The sequence below is a fragment of the Nitrosopumilus sp. K4 genome (genome assembly GCF_018128925.1).
Classification (GTDB): Archaea; Thermoproteota; Nitrososphaeria; order Nitrososphaerales; family Nitrosopumilaceae; genus HKST03.
Map to the genome: position 1 here is coordinate 1468850 of NZ_CP067007.1, position 15540 is coordinate 1484389.

At 31.4% G+C, this 15540-nt stretch carries 18 protein-coding genes; 10 read left to right on the plus strand and 8 right to left on the minus strand.

Annotated features, from left to right (window positions below):
- Positions 1–3 precede the first annotated feature (3 nt).
- Positions 4–582 carry a hypothetical protein gene (locus NsoK4_RS08840; RefSeq protein WP_211687173.1) on the minus strand — a complete coding sequence of 193 codons (579 nt, stop codon included), beginning with the start codon at positions 580–582 and terminating at the stop codon, positions 4–6.
- Between the two features lie 106 nt (positions 583–688).
- On the opposite strand from NsoK4_RS08840, the gene NsoK4_RS08845 reads away from it, so the two are divergent.
- The 7 genes from NsoK4_RS08845 to NsoK4_RS08875 all read left to right on the plus strand — a co-directional run bounded on the left by NsoK4_RS08845 (position 689) and on the right by NsoK4_RS08875 (position 6547).
- Complete coding sequence (locus NsoK4_RS08845; protein WP_211687174.1) at positions 689–853, plus strand: hypothetical protein; 165 nt, start codon at positions 689–691, stop codon at positions 851–853.
- 19 nt (positions 854–872) lie between these two features.
- Positions 873–1664, plus strand: coding sequence for a hypothetical protein (locus NsoK4_RS08850; protein WP_211687175.1), 792 nt, complete (start codon positions 873–875; stop codon positions 1662–1664).
- 90 nt (positions 1665–1754) lie between these two features.
- Complete coding sequence (agl3, locus tag NsoK4_RS08855; RefSeq protein WP_211687176.1) at positions 1755–2936, plus strand: UDP-sulfoquinovose synthase; 1182 nt, start codon at positions 1755–1757, stop codon at positions 2934–2936.
- Positions 2937–2962: 26 nt separating this feature from the next.
- Complete coding sequence (locus NsoK4_RS08860) at positions 2963–4108, plus strand: lipopolysaccharide biosynthesis protein (RefSeq protein WP_211687177.1); 1146 nt, start codon at positions 2963–2965, stop codon at positions 4106–4108.
- Positions 4101–4481, plus strand: coding sequence for a DUF2304 domain-containing protein (locus NsoK4_RS08865; RefSeq protein ID WP_211687178.1), 381 nt, complete (start codon positions 4101–4103; stop codon positions 4479–4481). Before NsoK4_RS08860 ends, NsoK4_RS08865 begins: the two co-directional genes overlap by 8 nt.
- Positions 4468–5607 carry a DegT/DnrJ/EryC1/StrS aminotransferase family protein gene (locus NsoK4_RS08870; protein ID WP_211687179.1) on the plus strand — a complete coding sequence of 380 codons (1140 nt, stop codon included), beginning with the start codon at positions 4468–4470 and terminating at the stop codon, positions 5605–5607. Before NsoK4_RS08865 ends, NsoK4_RS08870 begins: the two co-directional genes overlap by 14 nt.
- 1 nt (position 5608) lies before the next feature.
- Positions 5609–6547, plus strand: a complete 939-nt coding sequence (locus tag NsoK4_RS08875) for an NAD(P)-dependent oxidoreductase (RefSeq protein ID WP_211687180.1) — start codon at positions 5609–5611, stop codon at positions 6545–6547.
- Between the two features lie 2 nt (positions 6548–6549).
- On the opposite strand, the gene NsoK4_RS08880 is transcribed toward NsoK4_RS08875, so the two are convergent.
- On the minus strand, positions 6550–7257 hold the full coding sequence (locus NsoK4_RS08880; RefSeq protein WP_211687181.1) for a glycosyltransferase family 2 protein: 708 nt from the start codon (positions 7255–7257) through the stop codon (positions 6550–6552).
- Positions 7258–7320: 63 nt separating this feature from the next.
- Positions 7321–8037, minus strand: a complete 717-nt coding sequence (locus tag NsoK4_RS08885; protein ID WP_211687182.1) for a DapH/DapD/GlmU-related protein — start codon at positions 8035–8037, stop codon at positions 7321–7323.
- A 125-nt stretch (positions 8038–8162) separates the two neighbouring features.
- Between NsoK4_RS08885 and NsoK4_RS08890 the strand changes: the two genes are divergently transcribed.
- Positions 8163–9332, plus strand: coding sequence for a glycosyltransferase family 2 protein (locus tag NsoK4_RS08890; protein ID WP_211687183.1), 1170 nt, complete (start codon positions 8163–8165; stop codon positions 9330–9332).
- A gap of 46 nt (positions 9333–9378) precedes the next feature.
- On the opposite strand, the gene NsoK4_RS08895 is transcribed toward NsoK4_RS08890, so the two are convergent.
- Entirely contained in the window at positions 9379–10029 is a 651-nt protein-coding gene (locus tag NsoK4_RS08895) for a Snf7 family protein (protein ID WP_211687184.1), read from the minus strand.
- A 104-nt stretch (positions 10030–10133) separates the two neighbouring features.
- Between NsoK4_RS08895 and NsoK4_RS08900 the strand changes: the two genes are divergently transcribed.
- On the plus strand, positions 10134–10898 hold the full coding sequence (locus NsoK4_RS08900; RefSeq protein WP_211687185.1) for a glutamate racemase: 765 nt from the start codon (positions 10134–10136) through the stop codon (positions 10896–10898).
- Here NsoK4_RS08900 and cobM read toward each other — a convergent pair.
- From cobM to NsoK4_RS08920, 4 genes are read right to left on the minus strand one after another with little or no spacing between them, the layout of a single operon-like run.
- Complete coding sequence (cobM, locus tag NsoK4_RS08905; protein ID WP_211687186.1) at positions 10879–11655, minus strand: precorrin-4 C(11)-methyltransferase; 777 nt, start codon at positions 11653–11655, stop codon at positions 10879–10881. The genes NsoK4_RS08900 and cobM overlap by 20 nt on opposite strands.
- A complete protein-coding gene (gene cobI, locus NsoK4_RS08910) occupies positions 11648–12370 on the minus strand; it encodes a precorrin-2 C(20)-methyltransferase (RefSeq protein ID WP_211687187.1) in 723 nt (240 codons plus the stop codon). The genes cobM and cobI overlap by 8 nt, the downstream gene beginning before the upstream one ends.
- 36 nt (positions 12371–12406) lie before the next feature.
- Positions 12407–12997, minus strand: a complete 591-nt coding sequence (gene cbiT, locus NsoK4_RS08915; protein ID WP_211687188.1) for a precorrin-6Y C5,15-methyltransferase (decarboxylating) subunit CbiT — start codon at positions 12995–12997, stop codon at positions 12407–12409.
- Positions 12998–13020: 23 nt separating this feature from the next.
- Positions 13021–13512: a hypothetical protein gene (locus NsoK4_RS08920; protein WP_211687189.1), complete on the minus strand. Its 492-nt coding sequence runs from the start codon at positions 13510–13512 to the stop codon at positions 13021–13023.
- A 100-nt stretch (positions 13513–13612) separates the two neighbouring features.
- Between NsoK4_RS08920 and rqcH the strand changes: the two genes are divergently transcribed.
- Complete coding sequence (gene rqcH / locus NsoK4_RS08925; RefSeq protein ID WP_211687190.1) at positions 13613–15526, plus strand: ribosome rescue protein RqcH; 1914 nt, start codon at positions 13613–13615, stop codon at positions 15524–15526.
- Positions 15527–15540: the final 14 nt, after the last annotated feature.

Here is a 15540-nt window from a genome sequence, read left to right on the forward strand (position 1 = left end):
GAACTAATCAGAAGTGATTGTCCAAGTGATTACTAGATCATCAGTTGCAGTAGTTAATGGAGCTGCTGTGTAGGTATTTCTAGCTAGAATGTCAGAGTCAGAATTGAGCAAAATTGCTTCTCTGTAAGTTGCAACTCCTGGATCAGTAAATGTAGCTACTACATCAGCAGATGCACCAGTAGCACCTGAAGCAGATACTGTATTGCCTACTGTACCAATTTTTGTATCGCCAGTTCCTGCAAGAAGTCCAGTTTGTGATTGTGTAGATGCAGTACCAGAGGTTCCAATTGCTACTTGGTTAAAGACAGAATTTGAACCAGCAGTACCTGCACAATTTGTCATTTCTGTGTGCAGAATGTCTTCAATAATACAGTTGTGTCCATCATTTAAAATGGAGTTATCACCTTGAACGTATTGTTTTATGTTTCCGTTTTCATCATATACTGTAAGTGTTACATGTCCTTTAAGACCTAAAAGGGCATTAGCAGTTGGAGATTCTGTTTGTAGAGCAGACATAACAAATATTCCACCAACAAAGGCCACTCCAGCAATTACAGACATGATAGCTATTCGGTTGTCCATATTCTATAGTTTAAAAATCTCCTTTTGAACTTTTTGGTAATTATTGTGAGTAAAAGGATCCAATTTGGTCATTTAAGGAGACGTAGAAGGAGAAATTGAATCTTTTATGGTTCTTGTAAAGATTTTGCCAGTATCGGAATTAATCTCAGAAGTTTCGTTAGGGACATTGAAAAAATCAACAGTTACAAAGGCAATAATGCCTATGGCTATAATTGCAATAATAATGCCAATAATTATTTTCACAAATTTACTTAAATTTGCGAAGATATAAACATGAAGCTAGAAGAAATTTGTTAGATTTAAAAATTATTATTTTTGGTATTCTTACATTGTTTTTAATTAGCACAACAGGATTATCAACTTTAGTTTTTGCTGAATCTATAATGATTACAAAGTCTGAAAAAATGTTAGATATTGTTTTTGATGGAAAGTGGACTACAATTACAGAATGGAAACCTACAAGTGTTAATCAAGTAAATCCACAAACAATTATTCGAAGTGCACATTTTGGAAATTATGTGTACTTTATGATAGATGTTTTAGTTGATGAAACAATAAGTTGGCAAAAAGATAAAGCTACAATTTGTTTTGATACAAAAAATAACAAATCTACAAATCCAGATAAAGATGATTACTGTTTCACATCAGTGCTTGGCTCTTCAAAGGGTGTAACATTACAAGGAGGACATGGTGAAAATGTGGAAAATAATTTCATGATCATACAAAATCACCATGAGTTTATCGGAGTAGGAACAATGTCAGATGAAAATGATCGATATTCTAAAAAACCTCATGCAAGTTACGAATTTAAAATTCCAACTGAAGTAATTGGTAGATCAGATAATTATGGATTTTTAGTTTTTGTAATTGACTCTGATAGAAATGATCCAATTATTTGGCCACAAGAAATTAGTGAGTTAAATAAGATCCCACCTCCAACAAAATGGGGACAGATTGTTTCTCCTGACAAATCTCTTCCAGAGTTTGGATCATCTATGATTATATTTTTTATATTTTTTATATTTCTAATTTTTATTGTGAAAAGCGATAAATTTTCAGTGTTTTATAGCCAACTAAGATAGGATTGAGAATATATGATAATTTCCATTTTGGAATTAAAATCTAGGAGTTTTTTCTTTTATCCTTTTTATTCAGGAGTTTAAAGAGAAATTATGAAAATTTTAATTTTAGGCATGGATGGATACATTGGTTGGCCACTTGCGCTACATCAGCTTGCAAGAGGAAATGAGGTATATGGTGTTGACAATCTAGATAGAAGAAAAAATGTTCAAGAATTAGGCTCATGGTCTGCTATTCCAATTCTTACCATTCAAGAAAGAATAAAGAATCTAAAAAGAAGATATGGAAATAGAATCAATTTTACTTTAGGAAGTATTTTGGATCCTCAATTAATCAATAATGTTGTAATGAAATTTCAACCAGATGCAATTGTGCATCTTGCAGAACAACCATCAGCACCATTTAGCATGATAGATCAACAACATGCAAGCAATACTCAATACAACAATGTGATGGGAACTTTCAATCTTATTTACGCAATAAAAAATCATTGTCCAAATACACATTTGGTAAAATTAGGTACTATGGGAGAATATGGATATGATTCAGGATTAGATATACCAGAGGGGTTTTTTGAAATTGAATACAAAGGTAAGAAAGCAATGATTCCATATCCAAAACAAGCTGGAAGTTGGTATCATTGGAGCAAGGTTCATGACAGCAATAACATAATGTTTGCTTGCAAATTGTGGGGATTGAAATCTACTGACATTATGCAAGGTATTGTTTATGGAACAAGAACTCAAGAAATTATTGAAGAAGAGGATCATACGAGATACGATTTTGATGAAGCTTTTGGTACTGCAATAAATCGATTTTGTGCTCAAGCGGTAATCAATCATCCATTGACACCATATGGTAAAGGTAAACAAAAAAGAGGATTTTTGGCACTAAATGACTCAATACAATGTATTTCATTACTAATAGAAAATCCACCAACCGATGAAAATTATAGAGTTGTTAATCAATTTGATGAGCAGTATTCTATTGATGATTTAGCACATAGAGTTAAGAACATAGGTAATCAAAAAGGATTGAATGTTGAAATAAAACATATTGAAAATCCAAGAGTTGAAAGTGAAGATAATTATTACAATGCTGAACATCAAAAATTAAAAGAATTAGGTTTCAAACCTACAAATTACATTAATGATGAAATTTCAAAAATGTTAGATGATTTGATTGTTCATAAAGACAGAATTGAAAAGAAGAGAGAGTCCATTATAAAAATTTTAAAATGGAGAGATGGGGAGCCACAAGATCTAATTCCATGATTAACAATTATTAGTAAATACAAAGAATGACGTTGGAAAAATCATTTAAAAAATTTTCATTTGTTGTAGCATCTAGAATAGTCAACTCAGGTTCACATGCACTATTCTACATAATATTTGTATTTTTTATGACACCAGAAGAATATGGAAATCTTAGTTATATCATAGCATTAGCTGGTACGTTTTCTATCATTTCTAGATTTGGTTTACCATACAGCTCAGCGATTTTTCAAAGCAAGAATGAAGAAGAAAAAGCAAATCAAATTAATTTTTTAGCAATAATCACGACGTCAATTGCTGCAATAATTTTGATACCAATCAATCTTTTTGCAGCAATCTTATCACTTGGAACATCATTATTTTTAATGAATTTTTTTAATTTGTTAGGACAAAGAAAATACAAAGAACAATTCAAACTTGTATGTATTCAAGGAATTCTTATGATTATAATTCCATTAGTTCTCTATATTCCCTTAGGAATTTCTGGAGTTATGTTGGGCTTGATTGCTAGTAATGTTTTACCAAGTATTTCTTATCTTAGGCTAATCAAAATTTCAAAAAATTTTTCAAAAATAAAGAATACTTCAAAAGTTCTGTTCAATAATTTTGGAGTAGATGCTTCTACAAATCTGCCTAAAATGATAGATAAGCTATTAATTGTTCCAATTTTGGGTTTTTCAACTGTAGGTATTTATCAATTTAATTTACAAGTTTTGCTAGCATTAGAGGTTATTCCTACTGCGCTTCATTCATTTTTGTTACCAGAGGAATCACAAGGTAAGAACCGAAATAAAATAGCTTTAGGTGTTTTTGGATTGATTTCAAGTGTTACAATTTTTATTATAATTTTAGTTCCACATGCAATACCAATAATTTTACCAGAGTATTCCAAAGGAATACAATCAATGCAAATAATGATACTTGCAATAATTCCCATTACAATGTCACATATCATTAATGCTAAGTTACAAGCTAGAGAATCAACAACTGTGGGCTACTCTGCAATAGTAAGGATTGGCTCTTTGTTATTATTTATTGGAATATTTGCACCACTTTTTGAACAGATTGGTCTTGCAATTTCAGTAGTTTTATCATCTATTGCATATACAATTTATTTATTGATTGTATATTACAAGAGTAAATATGAAAAAAGAGACTTAAGATATGGCTGAAACATCAATTTTCAATGATTCATTTCAAGTGTTACAAATAATTGGATTACTTATTTCATTATTTTTGATAGGTAAAGCAATTACTGATTATAAAAGAGAGCGAATTGGAAAAGGGGCATTTTTATTTTGGATAACGATTTGGGGTGTAGCATTATTAGCATTTATTATTCCAAAAGCTCCACAAGCGTTACTTAGTTTACTTGAAGTTGGAGATGTTTTTATCATTGCTTTAATTATCACTAATGTAATTTTATTTATTTTGGTATACGTTTTATTTACAAATGTTTATTCATTAAATAATAAAATCAAATCACTTGTGCAAAAGCTTGCATTAAAAGAAAAAATTTCAGGAGAAGATAATGAAGATGATTAAAGTTTCAATTCCAATAACTGATGAACAAGAAATTAACGCAGTAGCAGATGTATTAAGATCAGGTAGATATGCAGATGGTCCAAAAGCAAAGGAATTTGAGGATGAGTTTGCAAAGTTCATAGGAGCAAAATATGCAATCGCTACAAGCAGCGGAACGTCGTCATTACATCTATCTCTTATTGCATTAGGTATTAAACCTGGAGATGAGGTAATTGTTCCTCCTTTAACATTTTTTGCTACAGTTGAAGCAGTATTACATCAAGGAGCAACTCCTGTTTTTGCAGATTTGGATCCTGATACATATTGTATAGATCCTATAGATGTGGAAAAAAAAATCTCAGAGAAAACTCGTGCAGTAATTCCAGTACACTTTTTTGGAATGGCCGCAGAAATGGATCATATTTGTGATATTGGAAAATCAAAAAATATCAAAATTATTGAAGATTGTGCACAAGCACATGGTACAGAATACAAAGGTAAGAAAGTAGGAACTTTTGGAGATGCAAATTGTTGGAGTTTTTATGCAACAAAAAACATGACTACAGGCGAAGGAGGAATGGTCACTACAAATAATGAAGATGTTGCCAACAAGATCAGAGCAATTAGAAATCATGGAATGACTAATAGAAATGATCATGTCTATTTAGGATACAATTACCGTATGAGTGAAATACATGCTGCAATAGGAATTGTACAATTAAAGAAATTAGACATGTTAAACAAGAAAAGAATCTGTAACTCAAACAAACTAAGGAAAGGATTAGAATCTCTAAGTTGGTTAGAAGCACAACATATTCCAAATTATGTAAAACATACATTTTTTTGGTGTGCATTTAAAATTGATGAAGAAAAAATAGGTATGTCAGGAAAACAATTAAGAGAGTTTTTACTAGAAAAGGGATTAGAAGTACGACATAGATATACTGAACCACTTTACAAACAACCAGTATTATTAGAAAATAATTTTAATGGTTTGGTGCCAACCGAGTTGGATTATTCTAAAGTATTTTTACCAAATGTAGAAAAAATTGCTGGTAGATTAATTGGATTACCTAATCATCCAGGTTTATCAAATGACGATATCAATGAAGTAATATCAATTATGAAGAAAGTAAAAACAAAATAAAATGACTTTATTAATTACAGGAGGATGTGGATGGGTAGGTTCCTTTCTTGCGTTAAATCTATTAGAAAATAAAATCATAGATGAAATAAAAATTTTAGATACAATAGAACCGTCAAAAGAATTTAAAGAAAAAATAGATACTAAAAAAATTAAATTTTTTAAAAATAATCTAAAAGATAAAGAGAAGTTAAAAAAAATAACAGATGGGGTTGAGCATATAATCCATTTAGCAGCAATTGCAGATGTAAAAAAATGCCAAGAATTACCAGAATTTTCCAAACAAATCAACGTTTCAGGAACAAAAACTCTACTTGCCGCTATCAAGTCAAATGATATAAAAAAATTTGTTTTTGCATCTACAATGTCAGCAATATATGGTAATGCAGAAATATTTAATGAGTCTGATCCAGTTTATCCAGTAACGGAATATGGAAAACAGAAATTAGAAGCAGAATTAGCGATAAAAGAATTTGCGGAAAATTCACAAATTCCATCAATAATTTTACGAAAATCAAATCTTTATGGAATTGGTTTAACTGTAAAACAAAATGTGGTGGCAGCATTTGTTAAAAATGCAATAGAAAAAGGTACTATAACTATTACTGGAACAGGAAATCAGTTTAGGAGTTTTCTAAATATTACAGATGCATGTTTTGCATATTCGCTTGCAATAACAAAAGAAATTAAAAAATACCAAATATTTAACATATCTGGACCAGATATTTTTTCTGTTAATGACTTGGCAAAAAAAGTAAAGACGCAAATTTTTGAATCAATTGAAAAAGATGTAAAGATAGTAAGAGATGAAAATCTAATAGATGAAAACGAATCAGTAAAACCAAAAATAATTACACAGAAATCAGTAGAGATTTTGGGTTATATTCCCAAGATCAATATTGACAGGGGCATTAGTGAGTTAATTAAATATTATAAAACATGACTTTACAAAAAGCTTTTAATTATTTCAAAAAATATTCTGAAAGGGTATAGAAGTAATCTATATGATTTTAGATATGAAGTTCCATATTCACGTTTTTTCATAGGTATTGCAATTTCATAAATCCTATACCCGCTTTTACTAAATCGTAAAGTAAATTCAAAAACTGTATTCACAGTTAAATAATATTTCATCATCTCCTTAGCACATTTTAGATTATAAGCACGAAAACCAGAGGTTACATCAGTAATTTTTTGTCTGCCAAACAAAGATACTGCCTTTGAACTACCCCTTATGCCAATTAATCTAGTTGCACTAGTCTGATAACCAGTGTCAATAAGATATCTAGAGCCAATCACCAGATCAGCTTTATCATCATAAATAGGTTGTAAAAGTTTTGGAATAAATTGTGGGGGATGTTGACCATCTCCATCTACATTAATAAAATATTTACAGTTTAGTTTAAGTGCATATTTTATCCCCGTATGAATTGCTACAAAAGGTCCCAGATTAATTGGGTGGGATATAAGATGAATATTAGAAATATTTTTTTGAGTTTGAGAAATTATTTCTAATGTATCATCAGATGAGCCATCATCAACGATAATTATTGGCCCGGAAAAATATTTTTTAATCTCTTCAATTAGATTTTTAATTACTTTACTTTCATTATAAGCAATTACTATTACACATGAATTTTCTGATTTTTTCAATAGTTATTGTGTAGTGTTTTAATATAAAATTATTAAATTTCATAATATTACAACAAACAAAAATTAATGTTCAACACTCATTTTGTATTTTATTAATTCATTTTTAGAAATTTTAGATTTTATTATTGCTGGATTTCCATAACAAATAGACATGGAAGGAATATCTTTTGTTACTACAGAACCACTTCCAACTAGAGAACCACGACCAATGGTAATATTTGGTAAAACTATGGTCCCCACACCTAATCTAACATAATCCTTAATGATTGGAGCTTCATTACCATTTCCCATAACTACATTCTTGTTATCGGAAAATGCTACTAGAGGAGCCAAAAATACACCTTTACCGATTATAGTAGATTGTGGCAATGCACATGTTGTGTTAATTCTAGTAAAATTACCAATTTTTGTAAAACCATTAAGAACTACATTTGTTCCAATAATACAATTATTTCCAATTTTAGTGTGTTCACGAATAACTGCATTATGACCAGTATTACAATTATTTCCAAGTTTAACATTAGAGTAGATTATTGTTCCAGAACGAATGATAGAGTTTTTTCCAATAACTGTTTTAGAAGTTAAAAGTCTTTTTTGTAATTTAGGATCTAGTTTTTTAGAATTAAGAATTGTAGCTTTTGAGGGATGTCCTATAATACAGTTAGGACCGATTCTAGTATTTTCTTGAATTATTACATCAGAATAAATTAAAGAGTTATGTCCGATTGATACATTTTTACCAATTTTTGCTCCTTTTTTAACGATATAATTTTCTAACATATTCACAAATTTTTAATGCCTCAAGAATTAAAAATTTTTAAGATTAATAAGTTAAATCAAGTTAAAACCCGCAGATAAAATAAGTTAAAAAATTTAATAAGAATTCATTTTTTGTACGAGTATATATGATTCAAAATAAGTTAAAAAATAATGATTTACAAATATCAATTATAATTCCTACATATAATGAGTCTCAAAATATTTTGAATGTTTTAAAATCAATTAAAGAGAATTTACCAAAAAATATTTCAGCTCAAACAATAATTGTAGATGATAACTCTCCAGATGGAACAGGGAAAATTGTTGAAGATTATCTCAAAAATTTGAAAAAAATTACCGATTATACAATAGAAATAATTCATAGAAAAACAAAGGATGGTCTAGGTTCTGCAATTCTTAATGGAATTCAACATGCAAAAGGAGACACAATTGTGGTAATGGATAGCGATTTTTCTCATCCTCCTCAAATCATTCCAAAATTAATAGAATCAATAAAAAAATACCAATATGATATTGCAGTTGCATCACGATATATCAAGGGTGGGAGAATTCAAGGATGGTCATTTAAAAGAAAATTCATGAGTAAGTTTGCAACTTTGATTGCAAAAAAAGGATTAGGTGTTGATACAAATGATCCAATGTCTGGATTTTTTGCATTTAAGCGAAATATTCTCAAAGGTCTAAATATTGATGCAATTGGATACAAATTCCTTTTAGAATTATTAGTTAAAACAAAAGGTGTAAACATCAAAGAAATTCCATATACTTTTCAAGATAGAGAAGTCGGTTCTAGCAAATTAGGAATAAAGACAATAATTGATTATACTAAATCAGTTTGGAAATTATATAGATATGGCAAACTACTTGAAAAACAAGAAAATCGTTCATCAGTAAAATTTCTTTACAAAGCTGGTAGATTTTATACTGTTGGCGCATCTGGATTTATTGTAAATTATTTGATTTCACTACTTTTTGTTGGTGGAATTTCAGATATGTGGTATTTGCATGCAAATGTTATTGGAATTATTGCATCAATTACAACAAATTTCATTTTAAATAAAGCATGGACATTTGGGGATAGAGATTTCAGAATTAAAAAAACAGTTTCTCAGTATGGAAAATTTGCTATGTTTAGTTCATTTGGTGCTTTAGTACAGTTAGGAATGGTATATTTCCTAGTAGATAGTAACCATATTGAATATCCATTAGCACTGATTTTAGCAGTAATAACCGCCGCATTTGGAAATTTCGTATTAAACAAAAAATTGACGTTTAAAGAAAAATTACTAGAATGAGTTTAAGGAATTAAAACAAAAAGAGAGACTAAACGTCTTTTACAATCTACTCAAATGTAGAAGTAGAGGATTGAGACGAAAGTCCAGTTGGGGATGGTACAGATGGGAATTTGTCTCCTATCTGTTGCTCAGCTACTGCAGATGCTTCCTGAAGAATCTTTTCGGTTTCTTCACTTGAGACATCAGACTCCATGCTAAATGAGTCTCCTGCAAGTGAATCCATCATTAGTCCATTGAGTGTCTGGGTCATGGTATTCAATTCTGAGTCTGCTTCTGGCATGAATCTTCCTAGTGATGACTTCAATCCCTTCATTGTTGACATCGCTGGTCCAATTGCTACCATAGCATCGCCAAGATCATGAATAGTCGTAAGTCTTAATTGGACTTGTTCTAATGACATTCTTGCGTTGCCGAGCATCTTTGTAACTTTACGAATTTCAGCTAATTCGTTAGACAAAACTCTACTTGTGCTAGTATCATGTTGCTGCATTGCAGTCACGACTCTCTGAAAGAGTTGCGCATCTCTTTCGTGCAGTTTTGTTAACATAGAGTCCATTTTTGAGATTTGGACTTGTAGTTTGTTTACTGCAGTTTGGATTCGTGGTTTTAATGCACCTTGAGGCTTTACTGCTTCACGGAGTTTGCCAGTTACGCTTTGGGTCTCTTGTCGAGCCCAAGTCTTGTCGAAGTTTGGCATGTCGTTAATTTAGGAATTTACTCTTAATTGGCGGTGTGTATTTAGATCGACTTTAGACTAAATTTAGCTAACAAAATTTTATTCAAGCCAAACAGAGTAATTTTATGGCTAAAATAGCGGTTTTTGATTCCGGGCTAGGATCATTATCGGTAATTAAAGAAATTCAAAAAACAATGAAAGCAGAAATAATCTATTTTGCTGACCAGAAAAATTTCCCATATGGCAAAAAAACAAAATCTGAGTTAACAAAGATCATTAGAAATTCAATAAAAGTGTTAAATGAAAAATTTTCTCCAGATTTGATAGTTATCGGATCCAATACTCCCACAGTAATTCTTGACATAGATGATGAACAGGTTATTGGTATAAGACCCCCCATAAGAGAAGCTGAAAAAATCTCAAAAACAAAAAATATTGGAGTTCTAGCTACACAAGCAACAATCAATAGCAGAGAGCTGTCAAGTTATATCAAAAATTCTAAATTAAATTCATCTACAAAAATCCATAAAATTAATGGATCAAAATTGGTAGAACTTGTTGAATCTGGAATGTTTCTTACGGATAAATTATTTTGTAAAATAACAATCAAAAAAAATCTTAAAAATATTTTAGCTGAAAAAAATATTGATGTAATTACTCTGTCAAGTACACATTTACCATTTCTAAAAAAACTACTAGTAAAAGAATTTCCAAATACAAAATTTATTGATCCTGGAAACATTATTGCAAAGAAAATCCAAAGAAGATTTCAAAATAAAGAGGAAGAACGAAATAAGTTAATGATTTTCAGTTCTGACGATACAAAAAAGTTTGAAAAAAACTTGAGAAGATTAGGAATTAAAAATAAAGTTAATTTTTTATCTTGTTAGATTTTGCTTTTCTGTATCCATGACTAAATTCCTTATCATATAGTTTTGAATATTCATAAGATTCAGGTTCAATGACATCACTAATTATTACAATTGCGGTTCGTGTAATTTTTTCGTCTTTAACTTTTTTTGCAATATCATTTAGAGTTCCTCTGATGATTTTCTGATCATCCCAACTGGCTCTATATACTACAGCAACAGGGGTTGTTTTTTTGTAACCTCCTGCAATTGCTTCTTTGACAAGTTTTGGTAATAAATGCACACTAAGATAAAAGATAAGAGTAGCTTTGTGTTTTGCAAGCTCAGATATTTTTTCACGTTTAGGAACCTTTGTTCTAGATTCTGCTCTTGTGACAATTATTGTTTGTGTGACTCCAGGTAAGGTCAACTGAGTGCCTAATGCAGCTGCTGAGGCTAGAAATGCAGTAATTCCAGGAATTACAGTAGATTTTATTCCGTTTTCCTCTAGGTTGTCGATTTGTTCTTTTATTGCTCCATAAATTGATGGATCACCATCATGTAGTCTAACAACAAGTTTGTTTTTTTTTGCATTTTTATAAAGCAGATCAAAAATTTCTTCTCTGACTAATTTTGCAGCATCATAGAGTTTTCCTTTTTTGCACAGTTTTAGAATTGGTTTAGGAATCAATGAGCCAGAATAAACTACAACATCAGCTTTTTGAATTAGTTTTTTTGCTTTTACAGTAATTAATTCAGGGTCACCAGGACCACAACCGACAAAAAATACCTCAGACACGTTTTACCACCAATATTGAGAAATATTTTGTAGTCAATGTGTCATCATTTACTTCACCGAGTTTCATTTTTCTAATTATTTCATTGTCTGTTCCAAGATCTTGTCCTATTGCGAATATGGAGTCATCAGGAAATCCCGCATCCTTTAGTACCTGAATTACTTGATCAAAGTATCGGCCATCTTTAAGAAAAATCATAGATTCGGAATTTTTTGCAATTTCTTTAACACTAGATAAATCATAACATGATGGGATGATTGAAACTTTTTCAGCACCTTCAGCAATGCTTACACCAACTTTGGATGCAAAAGTAAACATTGATACAATTCCAGGAATTACAGAAATTTTAATCTCTGGATGATTTTCTGAAATGTCTCTGTGCATATAGATCCAAGTACTATACAAAAATGGATCACCTACTGTGAGATAAACGACATTTTTTCCAGTCAAGACTTTTTCAGCCATAATTTTTGCATTTTTCTTCCATGTTTCTGTAAGTACATCTTTATCTTTAGTCATCGGAAAAATCAGCTTTACAATTTCTTGATTCTTTGATTTGTCAATTAAGGAATCAACCACAGATAATGCAATACTGGGTCTGTCCACTTTTGATGCAGGGCACATTATTACATCAGCACTTTGAATTGCCTTTACTGCTTTTACCGTGAGAAGATCTGGATCTCCAGGTCCAACACCAATTCCTACTAGTTCAGGCATAAAAGATAGGATTTTCCTCCCAATTAAAAAGCTAGATTACTTTCGAGTTGCAGAGATTATAGTAACTGGGTTTCGGGCCAACATCATAGTTCCTTTAGAGGTTTTTCTGCTTTTTGATATGGTAACTTGAGTAATATCTACATCGACAAATTCCAGGTCATCAAGAATGGTCAATACAGAATACATTGTTTCAATTAAAATCACACCTATTACAATTCGTCCTCCTGATTTAAGCTTGTTTTGTGACTTTTCAACTATTTCTTGTGTATCACCTCCGGTGCCACCAACAAAAATCACGTCAGCTTCTGGCAAATCCAGAATTTTTTCTTTAGCGTTACCAGTAACAATTGAAATGTTTTTCAGGTTAAATTTCTCTGTATTTTTTCTTGTTAGTTCTATCGCATTTTCATCATAATCAACTGCAATGACCTTTCCAGAATTTTCTACTTGTATTGCCGCTTCTACAGTAATTGATCCACTGCCACAACCAATATCATATACAATTTGTCCAGGTTTTAAACGAGCCTTACTAATTTGCATTACACGTATTTCCTCTTTAGTAATTGGAACTTTTTCAGTACGTTCAAATTCTTCGTCAGGAATCCCAGGTGTTTTAAAATTCCACATTATTAGTTACCAATGAAACGACGTTATGGTATTGGGGATGGGATTCCTGTTGCAGCAGGATTTCCATGAACTAGCGTATTAGTTAAAACCCAGATGAACAAGTAAATGAAAATATAGCTTCCGATTCCCTGTGTAACAATTTTCTTTCTATCAGAAGTAGGAAGTTGTATCTTCATTCCTTTTGCAATAACTATAGTAACAATAAAGACAATTATCATAAATCCAATCGAAGTCCAACGTTTTTCTTCCATGTCTGAAATACCGTCGAAGATAAACGTCGCAGCGGTTCCAGCAATTACTGCAAATCCTACTCTTAACCAAAACAACTTGTTTAGTTTTTTATCTTTTTCACTCTTCTCAACCTCATTTACCGGCGGTTCAGAGGGAGGAATATCAGGTGTTTTAGATTCAACTGGCTCTGTTTCAGGAATTTCTCTATCCTCTACAGGTTTTTCCTTTTTAGAGTCATCAGGTCCTGGAGTTGGTTGAGATTTTTTCTTTTTGAATTTTGCCAATTGAATTTCTAGCGTGACTCAAGCAAGCCTCGTTTAAAATCTTTGGTCACAGACTAGGCAAGATAGCAAGAGTATAATTTAGTCAATCAGAGTTTTGGTTATGCCACTTGCTGGAATTGAGCTACGTTATTTAGTTGATAGAATCACAAAGGAAGTTCAAGACTACTATGTCAGCAATATCTATGGCATTACAAAAGACAGTATTCTGTTTAAGCTTCACCATACAGAAAAGCCAGACATTTTCATGATGATCTCAACATTTGGAGTGTGGATTACATCTGTCAAGATAGAACAGATGGAACCAAACAGATTACAGAAAAGACTTCGAAATGATTTGCTCCGATTAAAGCTAAAGAAGATTGAACAGATTGGAACTGAGCGTATTGCATATTTTACATTTGCAGGATTTGACAAAGAGTTTGTTATTGTTGGGGAATTTTTCGGAGATGGGAATATTTTGCTCTGTAATAGTGAAATGAAAATTTTAGCATTGCAGCACTCAATTGATGTGCGTCACAGAAAGTTAGGTGTTGGGCTAGAGTACGTTCCACCACCAAATGATGGATTAGATATTCTTAATGTGTCTGAATCAGACTTTGAACAGATGAAAATGTCAGATTTGGCAGGGGCAAAATGGATTGGAAGAAATCTTGGTTTGCCAAAAAAGTATGCTGAAGGAATATTCGAGTTTGCAGGAATTGATTCAAAAAAAGTATGCAACCAGTTTTCAGAAAAAGAAGTGAGGAAATTGTATGAAACAACAAAAGAAGTTGTAAACAATGTAATTTCTGGAAAACATGAACCAGTGATTACTAGAAATGAAAAAACTGAAGTTCTGCCAATAAGATTAGGAGTTGAGGAAAACATAACTCCTGTTAACAGCTTTATTGAAGGGCTTGATACTGTTTTTACTGAAAATATCATAGAGAAAGGGAAATCGGTTCAATCAAGTGATTCAGAAAAGAAAATCAAGGAATTACAAAGTCAGATTTCTGAACAGGAAAAGGCAATAGAAATTGTGAAAGAAAAATCTGAAAAAATAACAAATGTTGCAAACTCGTTATTTGGGATGGTTTCACAAGGAATTATTTCAATAGAAGATCCAAGGTCTCAGAAAATTTTATCAGAGAACAATACAAAAATTGCAAAAGAAAAAGGTATTCCGTTAATAATAATTAACGAACAAAAAATTCAGATCAATCCAAACGCACCTTTACAATCAATTGCATCAGTACTATTCAATGAAGCAAAACGTCAATCAAGTGCAATAAAATCAATTCAAGATATCAAAGAAAAAACATTGAAGAAATTAGAAAAATTGCAAAACAAGACTGAATCTGAAAAGAACACTATTGTTGTATCAGACATAAGAAAAAAGAATTGGTATGAACGTTATAGATGGTTTTTCACATCGGACGGATTACTTGCAATTGGTGGACGGGATGCTGCATCTAATTCTGCAGTTGTTAGAAAGCATCTTGGGAAAAATGACAAAATATTTCATGGGGAGATTCACGGTTCACCATTTTTTATTTTAAAAGATGCAGAAAACCCTCCGGATACAAGCATGAATGAGGTTGCGCATGCTACTGCATGTTTTAGCAGAGCGTGGAGGGAAGGAATACATGGCCTTAAAACATACTGGGTGAATCCAGAACAAGTGAAAAAATCTGCTCCTAGTGGACAATTTCTTCCAAAAGGATCATTTACAATAGAAGGAAAAAGAAACTTCATTGGAGTTCCATCTTTAAAGTTGGCAGTCGGAATTATTCGTCAAGAAGAACATCATATTCTTACGTGTGGTCCTCCAGAACCAATAAAGAAAAATTCTGTTTATTATGCAATAATTGAACCACATGGTTCAGAACTAGTCGATGCTGCAAAAAAAATAAGGATAGAATTCTCCAAATTAGATGAAGAAATTGTTAGAAATATCTCCATTGATGAATTTGTAAGAGTCCTTCCATCAGGACAAAGTCAGATTAAAGAAGTGGCATTTGGAAATGCACTCTAAGGTTTGTTTTTTTG

What these genes read in the sequence shown, in the direction of transcription:
- NsoK4_RS08840 (WP_211687173.1), bottom strand. Translation starts at nt 582, where the DNA reads ATGGACAACCGAATAGCTATCATGTCTGTAATTGCTGGAGTGGCCTTT.
- NsoK4_RS08845 (WP_211687174.1), top strand. Translation starts at nt 689, where the DNA reads ATGGTTCTTGTAAAGATTTTGCCAGTATCGGAATTAATCTCAGAAGTT.
- agl3 (WP_211687176.1), top strand. Translation starts at nt 1,755, where the DNA reads ATGAAAATTTTAATTTTAGGCATGGATGGATACATTGGTTGGCCACTT.
- NsoK4_RS08860 (WP_211687177.1), top strand. Translation starts at nt 2,963, where the DNA reads ATGACGTTGGAAAAATCATTTAAAAAATTTTCATTTGTTGTAGCATCT.
- NsoK4_RS08865 (WP_211687178.1), top strand. Translation starts at nt 4,101, where the DNA reads ATGGCTGAAACATCAATTTTCAATGATTCATTTCAAGTGTTACAAATA.
- NsoK4_RS08870 (WP_211687179.1), top strand. Translation starts at nt 4,468, where the DNA reads ATGAAGATGATTAAAGTTTCAATTCCAATAACTGATGAACAAGAAATT.
- NsoK4_RS08875 (WP_211687180.1), top strand. Translation starts at nt 5,609, where the DNA reads ATGACTTTATTAATTACAGGAGGATGTGGATGGGTAGGTTCCTTTCTT.
- NsoK4_RS08885 (WP_211687182.1), bottom strand. Translation starts at nt 8,037, where the DNA reads ATGTTAGAAAATTATATCGTTAAAAAAGGAGCAAAAATTGGTAAAAAT.
- NsoK4_RS08890 (WP_211687183.1), top strand. Translation starts at nt 8,163, where the DNA reads ATGATTCAAAATAAGTTAAAAAATAATGATTTACAAATATCAATTATA.
- NsoK4_RS08895 (WP_211687184.1), bottom strand. Translation starts at nt 10,029, where the DNA reads ATGCCAAACTTCGACAAGACTTGGGCTCGACAAGAGACCCAAAGCGTA.
- NsoK4_RS08900 (WP_211687185.1), top strand. Translation starts at nt 10,134, where the DNA reads ATGGCTAAAATAGCGGTTTTTGATTCCGGGCTAGGATCATTATCGGTA.
- cobI (WP_211687187.1), bottom strand. Translation starts at nt 12,370, where the DNA reads ATGCCTGAACTAGTAGGAATTGGTGTTGGACCTGGAGATCCAGATCTT.
- cbiT (WP_211687188.1), bottom strand. Translation starts at nt 12,997, where the DNA reads ATGTGGAATTTTAAAACACCTGGGATTCCTGACGAAGAATTTGAACGT.
- rqcH (WP_211687190.1), top strand. Translation starts at nt 13,613, where the DNA reads ATGCCACTTGCTGGAATTGAGCTACGTTATTTAGTTGATAGAATCACA.